This window comes from Stutzerimonas stutzeri (assembly GCF_018138085.1).
Lineage (GTDB): Bacteria > Pseudomonadota > Gammaproteobacteria > Pseudomonadales > Pseudomonadaceae > Stutzerimonas > Stutzerimonas stutzeri_AI.
In genome coordinates this window covers 980643-995203 of sequence record NZ_CP073105.1, presented here as the reverse complement: position 1 = coordinate 995203, position 14561 = coordinate 980643, and the positions used below count along the sequence as shown (strand labels likewise).

The 14561-nt window shown below is 61.5% G+C and carries 16 protein-coding genes; 1 reads left to right on the top strand and 15 read right to left on the bottom strand.

From position 1 onward, the window contains the following. Window positions 1–174 precede the first annotated feature (174 nt). The 4 genes from cysN to KCX70_RS04745 form a co-directional block, all read right to left on the bottom strand. Window positions 175–2073 carry a sulfate adenylyltransferase subunit CysN gene (gene cysN / locus KCX70_RS04760; protein ID WP_212619452.1) on the bottom strand — a complete coding sequence of 633 codons (1899 nt, stop codon included), beginning with the start codon at window positions 2071–2073 and terminating at the stop codon, window positions 175–177. Between the two features lie 70 nt (window positions 2074–2143). Continuing rightward, the gene (locus tag KCX70_RS04755; protein ID WP_212619451.1) at window positions 2144–2488 is read right to left on the bottom strand and encodes a four helix bundle protein; all 345 of its coding nucleotides are present in this window, start codon (window positions 2486–2488) and stop codon (window positions 2144–2146) included. A 35-nt stretch (window positions 2489–2523) separates the two neighbouring features. Further along, window positions 2524–3441, bottom strand: a complete 918-nt coding sequence (cysD, locus tag KCX70_RS04750; protein WP_212619450.1) for a sulfate adenylyltransferase subunit CysD — start codon at window positions 3439–3441, stop codon at window positions 2524–2526. 174 nt (window positions 3442–3615) lie between these two features. After that, complete coding sequence (locus KCX70_RS04745; protein WP_212619449.1) at window positions 3616–4374, bottom strand: Nif3-like dinuclear metal center hexameric protein; 759 nt, start codon at window positions 4372–4374, stop codon at window positions 3616–3618. Window positions 4375–4578: 204 nt separating this feature from the next. Here KCX70_RS04745 and algW point away from each other — a divergent pair, with 204 nt between their 5' ends. After that, on the top strand, window positions 4579–5736 hold the full coding sequence (algW, locus tag KCX70_RS04740) for a Do family serine endopeptidase AlgW (protein ID WP_021209331.1): 1158 nt from the start codon (window positions 4579–4581) through the stop codon (window positions 5734–5736). A gap of 167 nt (window positions 5737–5903) precedes the next feature. On the opposite strand, the gene hisC is transcribed toward algW, so the two are convergent. The 11 genes from hisC to KCX70_RS04685 all read right to left on the bottom strand — a co-directional run bounded on the left by hisC (window position 5904) and on the right by KCX70_RS04685 (window position 14491). Further along, window positions 5904–6959: a histidinol-phosphate transaminase gene (gene hisC / locus KCX70_RS04735; RefSeq protein ID WP_212619448.1), complete on the bottom strand. Its 1056-nt coding sequence runs from the start codon at window positions 6957–6959 to the stop codon at window positions 5904–5906. Between the two features lie 124 nt (window positions 6960–7083). Next, window positions 7084–8394 (bottom strand): histidinol dehydrogenase, encoded by a 1311-nt coding sequence (hisD, locus tag KCX70_RS04730; RefSeq protein ID WP_212619447.1) that lies wholly within the window; start codon window positions 8392–8394, stop codon window positions 7084–7086. A gap of 119 nt (window positions 8395–8513) precedes the next feature. Further along, the gene (hisG, locus tag KCX70_RS04725; RefSeq protein ID WP_021209334.1) at window positions 8514–9143 is read right to left on the bottom strand and encodes an ATP phosphoribosyltransferase; all 630 of its coding nucleotides are present in this window, start codon (window positions 9141–9143) and stop codon (window positions 8514–8516) included. Window positions 9144–9261: 118 nt separating this feature from the next. Further along, the gene (murA, locus tag KCX70_RS04720) at window positions 9262–10527 is read right to left on the bottom strand and encodes a UDP-N-acetylglucosamine 1-carboxyvinyltransferase (protein WP_021209336.1); all 1266 of its coding nucleotides are present in this window, start codon (window positions 10525–10527) and stop codon (window positions 9262–9264) included. A 100-nt stretch (window positions 10528–10627) separates the two neighbouring features. Next, the gene (locus tag KCX70_RS04715) at window positions 10628–10867 is read right to left on the bottom strand and encodes a BolA family protein (protein ID WP_021209337.1); all 240 of its coding nucleotides are present in this window, start codon (window positions 10865–10867) and stop codon (window positions 10628–10630) included. A 97-nt stretch (window positions 10868–10964) separates the two neighbouring features. After that, window positions 10965–11447 (bottom strand): phosphate-starvation-inducible protein PsiE, encoded by a 483-nt coding sequence (locus KCX70_RS04710; protein ID WP_021209338.1) that lies wholly within the window; start codon window positions 11445–11447, stop codon window positions 10965–10967. After that, window positions 11447–11773, bottom strand: coding sequence for an STAS domain-containing protein (locus KCX70_RS04705; RefSeq protein ID WP_212619446.1), 327 nt, complete (start codon window positions 11771–11773; stop codon window positions 11447–11449). The genes KCX70_RS04710 and KCX70_RS04705 overlap by 1 nt, the downstream gene beginning before the upstream one ends. Then, complete coding sequence (locus KCX70_RS04700) at window positions 11766–12416, bottom strand: MlaC/ttg2D family ABC transporter substrate-binding protein (RefSeq protein WP_212619445.1); 651 nt, start codon at window positions 12414–12416, stop codon at window positions 11766–11768. Before KCX70_RS04700 ends, KCX70_RS04705 begins: the two co-directional genes overlap by 8 nt. Before the next feature lie 11 nt (window positions 12417–12427). After that, window positions 12428–12886 (bottom strand): outer membrane lipid asymmetry maintenance protein MlaD, encoded by a 459-nt coding sequence (gene mlaD / locus KCX70_RS04695; RefSeq protein ID WP_021209341.1) that lies wholly within the window; start codon window positions 12884–12886, stop codon window positions 12428–12430. Then, window positions 12886–13683: a lipid asymmetry maintenance ABC transporter permease subunit MlaE gene (gene mlaE / locus KCX70_RS04690; RefSeq protein WP_021209342.1), complete on the bottom strand. Its 798-nt coding sequence runs from the start codon at window positions 13681–13683 to the stop codon at window positions 12886–12888. Before mlaE ends, mlaD begins: the two co-directional genes overlap by 1 nt. Continuing rightward, window positions 13676–14491, bottom strand: a complete 816-nt coding sequence (locus tag KCX70_RS04685) for an ATP-binding cassette domain-containing protein (RefSeq protein ID WP_212619444.1) — start codon at window positions 14489–14491, stop codon at window positions 13676–13678. Before KCX70_RS04685 ends, mlaE begins: the two co-directional genes overlap by 8 nt. Window positions 14492–14561: the final 70 nt, after the last annotated feature.

Genomic DNA, 14561 nt, shown 5'->3' with positions numbered 1-14561 from the left:
GTGCCGGCCATCAAACCAGCCGTCTCGCTCGAAACAGCTTCGTCTTGGGGCGGGCCTCCCACAAAAAAGCGGCAGATGCTTTCACCCTATAGGGCGCCAAAAGAAACCCCGCCAAGGCGGGGTTCTTCCAGCATGGACGCCCCGCACGTGCGGGGCGTTTTGCTTTTCGGCTGATCAGATCGCGCCACGCTTGCGCAGCATGTCGATAACCTGCCTGGCACCCTCTTCCACCGTCAGAGACTCGGTATCAATCACCAGATCGGCATTGCCTGGCACGTCGTAGGGGAAGGACTCGCCTGGGATGTTGTCGCCGCCCGCGGCGTATAGCCCCTGCGGATCGCGCTGCTGGCAAGCCTGCGGCGATGCCTGGACGTAGACGGTCACGACGCGATCGCTGCCGATTAGCGCCTTGGCCTGTTCACGGCCTTCGGCATCCGGGGCGACGAAGGCCGCGAGGGTGATCAATCCGGCCTCGTTGAACTGGCGCGCCACATGAGCGACGCGGCGCCAGTTCTCGGTGCGCCCGGCACGATCCTGCGGTAAGCCCTTGTTCAGGTCATGACGCAGGTTCTGGCCATCCAGCACATAGACCGCGCGTCCCATATCGAAGAGCTTGCGCTCGACCGCATAGGCCAGCGTGCTCTTGCCGGCGCCAGAAAGACCGGTAAACAAGACGGTCGCCGGCTGCTGCCCGAAACGCGTCGCGCGCTCTTCGGTAGAGACGTGAGCCAGTGCGCCATGGTGGCCAGACGCACCATGTGCAACCGGATCGGCGATGATCATGCCGGCGCCGACGGTGCCGTTGGTGAGCCGGTCGATGATGATGAACGCACCAGTGGTACGGTTCTGTGCGTAGCCGTCCAGTGCGATCGGCGCATCCAGAGCGACCTTGACCCGGCCGATTTCATTGAGCTGCAGGCTGCTGGCCGGGCCGTGCTCAAGGGTATTCACATCGACCCGATGGGTGATGCTGGCGATCGAACCCGGCACGTAGCTGGTGGCGCGCTTGATGTCGTATTTCTTGCCCGGCAGCATCGGCTCTTCCGCCATCCACACCAGCATGGCATCGAAGCTTTCGGCGATACGCGGCCGGTTGTCGGCGTGCACCAGCATGTCGCCGCGCGACACGTCGATCTCGTCTTCCAGGGTCAGGGTGATCGCTTCGCCTGGAGTGGCCTGCTCCAACTCTCCGTCAAAGGTGACGATGGACTTGACCGTGCTGCGCTTGCCAGACGGCAGTACCACGACTTCGTCGCCCTTGCGCACCACACCACTGGCCAGGGTGCCGGCAAAGCCGCGGAAGTTGAGGTTGGGGCGGTTGACGTATTGCACCGGGAAGCGCAGGTCATCGAAGTTGCGATCGCCGGCGATCTCGACGCTCTCGAGGATCTCCATCAACGACTGCCCCTCGTACCAGGGTGCGCGCTCGGAGCGGTTGACGACGTTGTCTCCCTTGAGCGCGGACATGGGCACGAAATGCAGCGACGTGGGTTGCAGCTCGATGCGCTCGGCGAAGGCCAGGTAGTCGGCCTTGATGCCCTCGAAAACGGACTGATCGAAGTCCATCAGGTCCATTTTGTTGATGGCCACGACGATGTGCTTGATGCCGAGTAGCGAGGTGATGAAGCTGTGCCGCTTGGTCTGGGTCTGCACACCGTAGCGGGCATCGACGAGGATGATTGCCAGGTCGCAGGTGGACGCACCGGTAGCCATGTTGCGCGTGTACTGCTCGTGACCGGGCGTATCGGCGATGATGAACTTGCGCTTGGCCGTGGAGAAATAACGGTAGGCGACATCGATGGTGATGCCCTGCTCACGCTCGGCCTGCAGACCGTCGACCAGCAAAGCGAGGTCGACGTCATCGCCGGTGGTGCCGGACTTTTTCGAATCGCGGGTGATGGCTTCCAGATGATCTTCATAGATCATTTTCGAGTCGTGCAGCAGGCGCCCGATCAGGGTGCTCTTGCCGTCGTCGACGTTGCCGCAGGTGAGGAAGCGCAGCAGCTCCTTACGCTCGTGCTGGGCCAGGTACGCGAGGATGTCGGCGGAAATTAGGTCAGAACTATGCGACATGCTTTCTTCTCTATCGCTGGAGGCTTGAGGCTGGAAGGCTTGACGAAAAAGCCTCCAGTCCCGGCCTGGGTTATTGCTTTTGGAGGAGCTTCAGCAGGCCGGAGAGCATCGCCGCAATTCGCTTGCTGCGTCTTATCCAGTCGTTCCCGCATTCAGTGGAAATAAATCCCACCTCAACCCCTATATATATTTGAGTGCGCAACTCCGAGCAGGAACCCTTCGCCATGCTCAGAAAATAGCGTTTTTCCTTGTCACCATCCCGAGTCATGCCCTCGGCAATATTGCTCGGAACCGACAGGCCTGACCGCGTGATCTGGTCTTTGAATCCGAAATCCCGGCAACTAGCCAGCTCCCGGTATATATCAACCGAAAGCCGCGCCGACAGTTTCCATACATCCAGGCGTTCGAAATCCATTCGTTCAGCCTCAAGCTTTCAGCCTCCAGCGGTATTTAGAAATACCCCTGACGTTTCTTTTCTTCCATCGACCCTGCGCCATCGTGGTCGATGACACGGCCCTGACGTTCGGAAGTACGGGTCAGGAGCATTTCCTGGATGATTTCCGGCAGGCTCGTGGCGGTGGACTCGACGGCACCGGTCAGCGGGTAGCAGCCGAGGGTGCGGAAACGGACCATGCGCTTCTCGATACGCGCTTTTTCTTCATCGGTGAGGTGCTCGAGGATGCGCTCGTCGTCGATCATGATCAGGGTGCCGTTCTTCTCGATAACCTCGCGCTCGGCGGCGAAGTACAGCGGCACGATCGGAATCTGCTCCAGATAGATGTACTGCCAGATGTCCAGCTCGGTCCAGTTCGACAGCGGGAAGACACGGATGGATTCGCCCTTCTTCACCTTGCCGTTGTAGACATTCCACAGTTCGGGACGCTGGTTCTTCGGGTCCCAGCGGTGCTTGCTGTCGCGGAAGGAATAGACGCGCTCTTTCGCGCGCGACTTCTCTTCGTCACGCCGTGCACCGCCGAAGGCAGCATCGAAGCCATGCTTGTCGAGCGCCTGCTTGAGGCCCTCGGTCTTCATGATATCGGTGTGCTTGGCGCTGCCATGGGTGAAGGGGTTGATATTCTGCGCGACACCGTCCGGATTGATGTGGGTGATCAGGTCCAGATCCATCTCGCTGACCATCTTCTCGCGGAAGCGATACATCTCCTGGAATTTCCAGCGGGTATCGACGTGCATCACCGGGAAAGGCAGTCGCCCCGGAAAAAAGGCCTTGCGTGCCAGATGCAGCATCACGGCCGAGTCCTTGCCGATGGAATAAAGCATCACCGGGTTGTCGAATTCGGCGGCCACCTCACGGATGATGTGGATGCTTTCCGCCTCCAGCTGTTTCAGATGCGTCAGTTTGTCGACCATGGCTACTCACGAATTTGCAGGTGGACGGCCGGCACGGCCGGAGCGAGGCCGCAACTTTACCACGGCACAAAATTCTAATCAGGCCGCCTTTTAGATCTAAATGCTCTAGCTTTATGCCGACGCAGCAGTGCACCCGTTTCCTGTTGAATGCCCGCGCACGGGGCGCTCATGAGGTCAGGCCGGGTTGGGGCAATCGATGAACAGGTGCTCGACAGCGAAGCGTTTCGCCAGGTACTCGCCCAGCGCCTGGACGCCGTAACGCTCGGTGGCATGGTGCCCGGCCGCGAAGAAACTCAAGCCGTTTTCGCGCGCGATGTGCACGGTGGGTTCCGACACCTCTCCGGTGAGATAGGCATCCACGCCCGCTGACATGGCCTGACCGATATAACCCTGGGCGCCGCCCGTACACCAGGCGATACGCCGGATAGGGCCGCTCCCTTCGATCATCAGCGGTTCGCGGCCGAGCACAGTTCGTATCCGCTGCATGAACTCGGCCGGTGCCAGCGGCGTGTCGAGCGAACCGACGAGGCCGACCGAACGCGGATTATCAGGCTCCAGCGGCCCCTCGACGATCAGGCCGAGCATGCGAGCCAACTGGACGTTGTTACCCACCTCGGGGTGCACATCGAGTGGCAGGTGATAAGCAAGCAGGCTGACGTCGTGGGTGAGCAGCGTCTTCAACCGACGCTGCTTGATACCGATCACACGCGGATCCTCGTTCTTCCAGAAATAACCATGGTGCACCAGCACGACGTCGGCTTGCGCTTCGACGGCTGCATCGAGCAGCGCCTGGCTGGCCGTTACGCCACTGACGATGCGGCCGACCTGCGATCGCCCCTCCACTTGCAAACCGTTCGGGCAGTAATCGGAAATCTTGGCGGAGTTCAGGTAGCGATCGGCTTCTTCGATCAACGTAGTCAGCGCAACGGCCATTCAGACATCCTCTCGGGAACATATGGGTGCTGGCGATGGCGGGCGCAATCCGGATCGCGCTTGTGCCGCGACGGCCGTTCGGGAGCCTGCGCTCATGTCGCAGATTCCCCATCGGCAAGGCTGCAATTCGCCGCCAGCTTCGTATAATGCCGCACCTTAAGGGGCGTCATGGCCCTTCGCAACCTACCCGGATTCTCAATCGCGATGATCAATGCCCTGCGTTTCCTTGGCTGGCCGTTGCTGGTGGGCCTGCTGGTGGCCCTGCTGATCATTCAGCGTTACCCGCACCTGGTGGGCCTGAGCACCGAGCCGGAATACAGCCTGCGACAAGCACCACTGGTGGGCATACCGCAGCAGGGCCCCTACTCCTACGCCAATGCGGTGAGCAGTGCGGCACCTGCGGTGGCCAATCTTTACACCACCAAGGTGATCGACAATTCCAGCCAGCCTCCGATGCTCAAGGATGACCCGCTGTTCCGTCGATTCTATGGCGATAACCTGCCCCGTCAGCGCCGCATGGAATCCAGCCTGGGCTCGGCGGTGATCATGAGCCCGGAAGGCTATCTGCTGACCAACAACCACGTCACGGCGAATGCCGAGCAGATCGTCGTGGCCCTGCGCGACGGAAGGGAAACCCTGGCCCGGGTGATCGGCAGCGATCCGGAAACCGACCTTGCGGTGCTGAAAATCGATCTTGCCGATTTGCCGGCCATTACCATCGGCCGCTCGGATGGCATCCGCATCGGCGATGTGACGCTGGCCATCGGCAATCCTTTCGGTGTGGGCCAGACCGTGACGATGGGCATCATCAGCGCAACCGGCCGCAACCAGCTGGGCCTCAACACCTACGAAGACTTCATCCAGACGGACGCGGCGATCAACCGCGGTAACTCCGGCGGTGCGCTCGTCGATACCGCAGGCCATCTGATTGGCATCAACACAGCAATCATTTCCGAATCCGGCGGTTCACAGGGCATCGGCTTCGCGATTCCGGTCAAGCTGGCGATGGACGTGATGAAATCCATCGTCGAGCACGGCCAGGTGATTCGCGGCTGGCTCGGCGTTGAAGTACAGTCGCTCACGCCGGAACTGGCGGAATCGTTCGGCCAGGCGGGCCGGGGCGGGATCGTCGTCGCCGGCGTCTACCGAGACGGCCCGGCTGAACGTGCCGGCCTGCGGCCAGGCGATCTGATCCTCAGCATCGATGGTCAGCAGGCAAGCGATGGTCGTAGCTCGATGAACCAGGTCGCCCGCGTGCAACCGGGCGACAAGATCGACATCGACATTCTGCGCAACGGCAAGCCGTTGACGCTGACCGCCGAGGTCGGCATGCGGCCGCTGGTAGAGAAAACCCCTCAATAAGCTTCGTCACGCACCACGCCAAGCCGCGCTGCATTAGGCGTCAGGCTTGGCTTTTAGGGGATTTACCCCGGGCGAAGCGTTTGCTTTTTCAGCGAACAGATCGTCCAGCCCACGGAGCACCCCGACTACGGCACGCGCTCGGAGCTGGAGAACGCCTGCCCTGGCCGTCAGCAGAGGCCTTTCAACGCGGCGAGCAATGCCTGGTTCTGTTCCGGTGCGCCAATGGTGATGCGCAGGAACTGATCGATGCGCGCTTGCTTGAAGTGCCGCACGATGATGCCCTGTTCGCGCAGGCCGGCAGCCAGGCGCGTAGCATCCTGTTGCGGGTGCCGGGCGAAAATGAAGTTCGCCGCCGAAGGCAGCACCTCGAAACCCATAGCCTGCATCGCGGCGACGACCGTCTCTCGACTGGCGACCACCTGACCACAGGTCTGCGCGAAATACTCGCGATCCTCGAACGCCGCCGCAGCACCGGCAATGGCGATGCGATCCAGCGGATAGGAGTTGAAGCTGTTCTTGATGCGGTCCAGCGCCTCGATCAGGTCAGGGTGGCCGACAGCCAGGCCAACCCTCAAGCCGGCCAACGACCGCGATTTCGACAGCGTCTGGGTAACCAGCAGGTTCGGATACCGATCCACGAGGGCGATAGCCGACGTGCCACCGAAGTCGATATAGGCTTCATCCACCAGCACGACGGAATCCGGATTAGCCTGCAGCAGTCGTTCGATCGCGTCCAGCGCCAACAGACAGCCAGTCGGGGCATTGGGATTGGGAAAGATGATTCCGCCGTTCGGCCGGGCATAATCGGCCACGTCGATCTGGAACCGATCATCCAGAGCAATAGCTTCGTAAGCGATGCCATACAGCCCGCAATAGACCGGATAGAAGCTATAGGTTACGTCCGGGAATAGCAACGGCTTGCCATGCTGGAAAAGACCATGAAAGGTGTGGGCAAGGACTTCATCCGAGCCATTGCCGACGAACACCTGTGCCGGCTGCACGCCGTAATAGTCGGCGACTGCACGCTTGAGGCGCTCGCCGTTGGGGTCCGGATACAGCCGCAGACTGTCGGCCAGCTCGGCCTGCATCGCCGCAATGGCCTTTGGCGACGGACCATAGGGATTTTCGTTAGTGTTGAGCTTGACCAGGTTGGCCAGCTTCGGCTGTTCGCCCGGCACGTAGGGCACCAGCTCCTTGACGAAGGGGCTCCAGAATTTGCTCATCCGCCCTTCTCTCCTCGAATGTGGTCGGTTTGACGTGGGGTGAAGCACAGCGAAACGTTTTCACTCACCACCTTGGCTGAGCTGGACAAGCAAAGCGGTGTCCAGCCCAGGATCTGACTTGCCGCTAGTCTTTGATCCGGTACTCGGCGCTGCGCGCGTGGGCGGTGAGGGATTCACCACGGGCCAGCACCGACGCGATCTTGCCCAACTCGGACGCACCATCAGCCGAGCAATTGATGATCGAGGAGCGCTTCTGGAAGTCGTACACCCCCAAGGGTGAGGAAAAACGCGCCGTCCCGGACGTGGGCAGGACGTGGTTGGGCCCGGCGCAATAGTCGCCCAGCGCCTCGGCGGTGTAGCGCCCCATGAAGATCGCGCCCGCATGACGAATCTGTGGCAGCCACTGCTCGGGATCGGCGACGGAAAGCTCGAGGTGCTCGGGGGCGATGCGATTGGCAACATCCATGGCCTGCTGCATGTCGGCCACCTGGATCAGCGCGCCGCGACCTTGCAGCGAAGCGTGAGCGATGTCGCTGCGCTCGAGCGTGGGCAGCAGCCGAGCAATGCTCTCCGCCACCCGGTCAAGAAATTCAGCATCGGGGCTGACCAGGATCGACTGAGCGTCTTCATCGTGCTCGGCCTGGGAGAACAGGTCCATGGCGATCCAGTCAGGGTCGGTCTGGCCGTCGCAAACCACCAGAATTTCCGACGGCCCGGCGATCATGTCGATACCGACCTTGCCGAACACGTGGCGCTTGGCGGTGGCAACGTAGATATTGCCCGGCCCGACGATCTTGTCCACCGGCGGCACGCTCTCGGTGCCGTAAGCAAGCGCGGCGACGGCTTGGGCACCGCCGATGGTGAAGACTCGATCGACGCCGGCGATGCAGGCCGCCGCCAATACCAGCTCGTTGACTTCGCCGCGCGGGGTGGGCACCACCATGACCACTTCAGGCACACCGGCCACCTTCGCCGGAATGGCGTTCATCAGTACCGAAGACGGGTATGACGCCTTGCCGCCCGGCACATAGAGCCCGGCGCGATCGAGCGGTGTGACCTTCTGGCCGAGCACCGTGCCGTCGGCTTCGGTGTAGCTCCATGAGTCCTGTTTCTGCCGCTCGTGATAGATGCGGACCCGCTCCGCAGCGGCCTCCAGCGCCTGACGCTGATCGGTGGTGATACGCTCGAGCGCCAGCTCGAGGCGCTCGCGAGGCAGGATGAGATCGGCCATGGACGCCACTTCGAGACCGTCGAAACGCTGAGTCAGCTCGACCAGTGCGGCGTCGCCGCGCTGACGCACGGCCCCGATAATTTCGAGCACACGCTGGTTCACCCCGTCATCGGACACGCTTTCCCAGCTCAACAGATGATCCAGATGTCGCGAGAACTCTGGATCAGCGGCGTTGAGTCGGCGAATGTCGATGGGAGTGGTCATAGCGGGCCTCATAAGAGATACATGCTGGTTTTCAGGCGCCCCTAGATTAACAAGCCAACCGCGCGGGCACCTGAGTATTTAGGCGATGACGGATAGGCGAACCGGCTGCCCGACTAAAGTTAGCCCTGGTGTGCCACGGCGCTTTGCAACGCATCGATCAATGCCTGGATACGCGCATGCTGCATCTTCATCGAGGCCTTGTTGACCACCAGTCGCGAACTGATCATGGCGATCAGCTCCTGTGGTTCCAGACCGTTGGCCCGCAGCGTATTACCGGTGTCGACCACATCGATGATCTTGTCGGCCAGCCCCACCAACGGTGCCAACTCCATCGAGCCGTAGAGCTTGATGATATCGACCTGACGGCCCTGCTCGGCGTAATAGCGCTTGGCGACGTTGACGAACTTGGTCGCGACCCGCAGTCGCCCTTTGGGCTCGGATGCACCAACCTTGCCGGCGGTCATCAGCTTGCAGTTGGCGATTTTCAGATCCAGTGGCTCGTAAAGCCCCTGGCCGCCATATTCCATCAGCACGTCCTTGCCGGCGACGCCGAGATCGGCTGCACCGTGCTCGACGTAGGTCGGCACGTCGGTAGCGCGCACGATCAGCAGACGGACATCATCCTGAGTGGTCGGGATGATCAGCTTGCGGCTTTTTTCTGGATTCTCGGTGGGAACGATCCCCGCAGCCGCCAGCAGCGGTAGGGTGTCGTCGAGGATACGGCCTTTGGACAGGGCAATGGTGAGCATGGACGGTTATTCCTTGAAGCCTGATGTTGGCGACCTTGGCGCAGGCTTGGCGACCGGGCGCCAATCTGAACCGCAGCCGCCGGCTCGGTGAGCACACGGCTGCGGCTCGTGCCGATAGCTAGCCCGGTACGCGGCGGATCTTGGCGCCCAGCAATTGCAGCTTCTCCTCGATGCACTCGTAACCGCGATCGATGTGGTAGATGCGGTCGATGAGAGTGTCGCCCTCGGCCACCAGGCCTGCGATCACCAGACTGGCCGATGCGCGCAGGTCGGTCGCCATGACCGGTGCTCCCTTGAGCTTCGGCACGCCGGTGACGATCGCGGTATTGCCCTCGACGAGGATCTGCGAGCCCATGCGGTTCATCTCGTAGACGTGCATGAAGCGATTCTCGAACACGGTCTCGATGACCGTACCGGTGCCTTCGGCGACCGCGTTCATGGCAATGAACTGAGCCTGCATGTCGGTCGGGAAAGCCGGGTACGGTGCGGTGCGGACGTTCACCGCTTTAGGACGATTGCCCTTCATGTCCAGCTCGATCCAGTTGCTACCGGTGTCGATATGGGCGCCGGCCTCTTCGAGTTTGTGCAGCACCGCCTCGAGCAGGGTGGCATCGGTGTCCTTGAGTTTTACCCGACCGCCCGTCGCGGCAGCCGCCACCAGGTAAGTGCCCGTCTCGATACGGTCAGGCATGACACTGTAGCGACCACCACCCAGACGTTTCACGCCGTCGATGGTGATGGTGTCGGTACCCGCGCCGGTAATCTGCGCACCCATGGCGTTGAGGAAGTTGGCCAGGTCGACCACTTCCGGTTCGCGGGCGGCGTTTTCCAGCACGCTGCGGCCGTTGGCCAGCGCAGCTGCCATCATGATGTTCTCGGTACCGGTCACGCTGACGATATCGAAGAAGAAGTGCGCCCCGCGCAAGCCCCCTGCTGGCGCCCGCGCCTTGATATAGCCGCCCTCGACGTCGATCTGCGCGCCCATCGCTTCGAGCCCGCGAATGTGCAGGTCGACCGGACGCGAGCCGATGGCGCAACCGCCCGGCAGCGCAACCTCGGCTTCGCCAAAACGCGCCACCATCGGTCCGAGCACCAGGATCGATGCGCGCATGGTCTTGACCAGCTCATAGGGCGCGACCAGCGTCTGGATGCTGCTGGCGTCGACTTCGACGCTGAGCTTTTCATCGATGACCGGTTGCACGCCCATGCGACCGAACAGCTCGATCATGGTGGTGATGTCGTGCAGGTGCGGCAGGTTGCAAACGGTGACCGGCGTATCGGCTAGCAGCGTAGCGGCCAGGATAGGTAGCGCCGAGTTCTTGGCACCGGAGATGCGAATCTCGCCGTTCAGGCGAGCACCGCCGGTGATGATCAATTTATCCATGAATGTTCCCGTAACCCGCAGGCTCGAAGCACTGGCGAAGAGGTGCCGCGCGCGCCATCAGGCTGCGCAGCGGCTGAAAGATATCTGCCGCGACCGGCGATCAGCTTCGTGCAAGCCAGTCGGCCTGGCTGTAGAACTTCATCGTCACGGCGTGAATGCTGCCATCGGCGATCCACGGATTCAGATGAGCGTAGATCTGCTGCTGACGCTTGACCGGCCCCAGAGCCGCCAGCTCGTCGCTGATCACGTTCAACTGGAAGTTGCAGCCTTCGCCTTCGACTTCCACCTTGGCACCCGGAAGCTTCTCTTCCAGGAAATTCTTAACTTCTACGGCCTGCATGTTCAACCTCGATCGGCGCCGGACGCGCGCGGCCGGCCATCATACAAAAAAGCCCAAAGGCTGCGAACCCCGAAGCCACCCCGCCTGACGAACACGCTCAGTCGAGGGTTTCGGCATCGTTGTCGCGCCGCAGCGGATGACGACCAGGAGCCGAAACCGCCGGGAAACGAGAAGAGGCGAAGCGCACCACCAGGATGGCCAACGCCAGCAACAGAATCGCCCCGGAAATATAGACGATGCCCATGTCGGGGGCATGATGGTGCGAAACGTCGGAAATCAGCAGCCGGGTCAGCGCGGTGATCGCCACATAGATCAGAAACCGCACCGGCATGTGGTTGGTTTTGAAATAGATGCCAACCATCGCACCGAGCTCGAGATAGATGAACAGCAACAGGATGTCATCGACGCTGATGCTGCCCTTGCCGAGCATGTCGAGAAAGGTCAACAGGCCGGCCCATGCGGTGATGGCGCCGATGGCGAACAGCGACAGGTAGTGAAACGTCTCGACCAGCAGATTGCCCAGCGACTCCGCCAGAAGATGAACCTTGGCTCGCGTCGATTCAGCCCATCGCAGCAACATCAGACAGCTCCTTGTGTTTCGTCCGCTAACGCGAGGACGTTCAACAGCCCTGACACCCGGGCGATCTCCCGCATATCCTCCGGCATGCCGACAATCAGCACGTCGCGGCCCGCCGCCATGGCGTCGCGGGTAAAGGCCAGCAGCAACGAAAGCCCGACGCTGCTGGATTTCTCCACGGCGCTGCAATCGATCAGCACCCGCTTTGCCTTGCTGTTGCCAATCAGCTCCTGACCGGCACGACGCAGGGCCGGCCCGGTCTGGTAGTCGAGCACGCCCGAGAGACGCAGCTCACCCTCGGCGCCGCTCTGGACGAACGCCTCACTCATCGCCCGCCGCCCGCTGACCCGCCTCGGTATCCTTGGCGCGTGCGACCACTTCGGCCCAGCCATCGATGGTCTTGTCCAGGTCGCCGCCGTTCTTCTGCATGGCATCGGCGAACTGGTCGCGGAACAGCTTGCCGATGTTGATGCCGTTGATGATCACGTTGCGCACCCGCCACTCGCCGCCCTGATTGACCATCGTGTAGGACACCGGGTAGATCTCACCCTGGCGGCCGGTGACTTCCATGCCGACGCTGGTGCGCTCGGCGTCCTGCTTGCCGCTGGTCGGCAGCACGCGGATTTGCTGGTTGTTGTATTCCAGCAGGGCGTTGCCGTAGAACTGCATGAGGCTGCGCTTGAAGTTCTCCTGGAAGCGCGTCATCTGCTGAGGGCTGGCCTTGCGCGAGTACTTGACGGTCATGATGCTGCGCGAGATCCCCTCGGCGTCCACCACCGGGCCGAGGATTTCGTTGAGCGAGTCGTAGAACGCGTTCGGGTTCTGCCGATACTGCTCCTTGTTGGCTTTGAGATCGGCGAGCAATTCGTCGGTGGTCTTCTGGATCACTTCATGGGCGCTTGGAGCCGCTACGGCCAGCATGGGCAGGGCAGCCAGCAACACCAGCAGACCACGACGCAGAACAGTCATCATGTGGATATTCCTCATTCTTTATTGACCGAATTGAGCAAAAACTTGCCAATCAGCTCCTCTAGCACCAGCGACGATTGAGTGTCGCGAATCGTATCGCCTTCGCCTAGGGTCTCCTCTTCACCACCCACGCTGATACCGACGTATTTCTCGCCGAGCAGGCCAGCGGTCAGAATCGACGCCGTGGAGTCGACCGGCAGGATGTCGATGTCCTTCTGGATTTCCAATGTGACGCGCCCGGTGTAACTCTCGCGATCCAGATCGATCGCAGTCACCTTGCCGATGGTCACGCCGGCCATCGTCACTTTGGATCGGACACTCAATCCGGCGATATTGTCGAAGTAGGCGTACAGCTTGTAGGTGTCGCTGCTATCGACGTTCAACCCACTGACCCGTAGCGACAGCAGCAGTAGCGCCAGAAGGCCCGCCAGGAGGAATAGGCCAACACCGATTTCAAGGGTGCGGATACGCATCAAAAATCTCCAAACATCAAGGCGGTCAAAATAAAGTCGAGACCGAGCACCGCCAGCGAGGCGTACACCACGGTCCGCGTGGTCGCGCGGCTGATTCCTTCGGATGTCGGCTCGCAATCGTAGCCCTGGAACACCGCGATCCAGGTGACCACGAGCGCGAACACCAGGCTCTTGATGACGCCGTTGAGCACATCCGAGGTGAAGGTAACGCTGTTTTGCATGTTGGCCCAGAACGAGCCCTCATAGACGCCCAGCCAGTCCACCGCCACCATTGCCCCACCCCAGATGCCGACCACGTTGAAGATCACGGTCAGCAACGGCAAGGAAATGAAGCCAGCCCAGAGGCGTGGCGCGATGATGTACTTCAGTGGATCGACACCGATCATTTCCAGACTGGACAACTGTTCGGTGGACTTCATGTTGCCAATTTCGGCCGCCAGCGCGGATCCGGCCCGCCCGGCGAACAGCAGTGCGGTGACCACGGGCCCCAGCTCGCGCAACAGCGTCAGGGCGACCATCTGCCCCACCGCCTGCTCCGAACCGTAGCTGCTGAGAATGCTGTAGCCCTGCAGGGCCAGCACCATGCCGATGAAGACGCCGGAGACCACCACGATCGCCAGCGACAGCACACCGACCGAATAGAGCTGACGAACCAGCAGAGCGAAACGATTGCTCAGACCGCTGGGGCCGAACAGGGCATGAAAGAGAAACAACGTCGCACGGCCCTGCGCCGCGACCACGTTGATCCCAGCCTCGCCAAACATCCGGATTCGCTCGATCAATGAACGCTTACGCATCGGGACCTCGCAGCAGATCCTCGGCATAGGCCGGCGCTGGAAAATGGAAAGGCACCGGACCGTCCGCCGCGCCTTTCATGAACTGCTGAATCCGCGGGTTGCTCGATTCGCGCAGCTCGGCCGGCGTGCCCTGCCCCAGCACCTGCCCGTCGCCGACCACATAGATGTAATCGGCAATGCTCGCTGTTTCGGCCAGGTCGTGAGAGACCACGATGCTGGTGATCCCCAACGCATCGTTGAGCAATCGAATCAATTGCACCAGCACACCCATCGCGATCGGGTCCTGGCCGGCAAAGGGCTCGTCATACATGAGAATCTGTGGATCGAGCGCGATCGCACGCGCCAGCGCCACACGGCGCTTCATGCCGCCGGACAACTCGTCGGGCATCAGTTCGACCGCGCCGCGCAGCCCCACCGCCTGCAATTTCATCAGCACGATGTCGCGGATCATCTCTTCCGGCAGCTCGGTATGCACCCGCAGCGGGAAGGCGACGTTCTCGAAGACATCGAGGTCGGTGAACAACGCGCCGCTCTGGAACAGCACGCCCATCTGCTTGCGCATGTCGAATAGCTCACGGCGCGACAGCGTCGGCAGGTTGGTACCGGCCACCCAGACTTCGCCACTGTTAGGCCTGAGCTGCGCGGCGATCAAGCGCAACAGCGTGGTCTTACCGCAGCCGGACGGGCCCATGATGGCCGTCACCTTGCCTCGCGGTATGACGATGTCGATGTTGTTGAAAATGCTCCGCTCACCGCGCATGAAGGTGACGCCCTTCAGCTCGACGGCGTTAGCGTTGGCGGCGCTCATCGGTTCTCCTTGGATACAGCCTGCGAATCAGACGCGCTCCGAACAGGCGGAGATACTTCGCAGAGCCGTT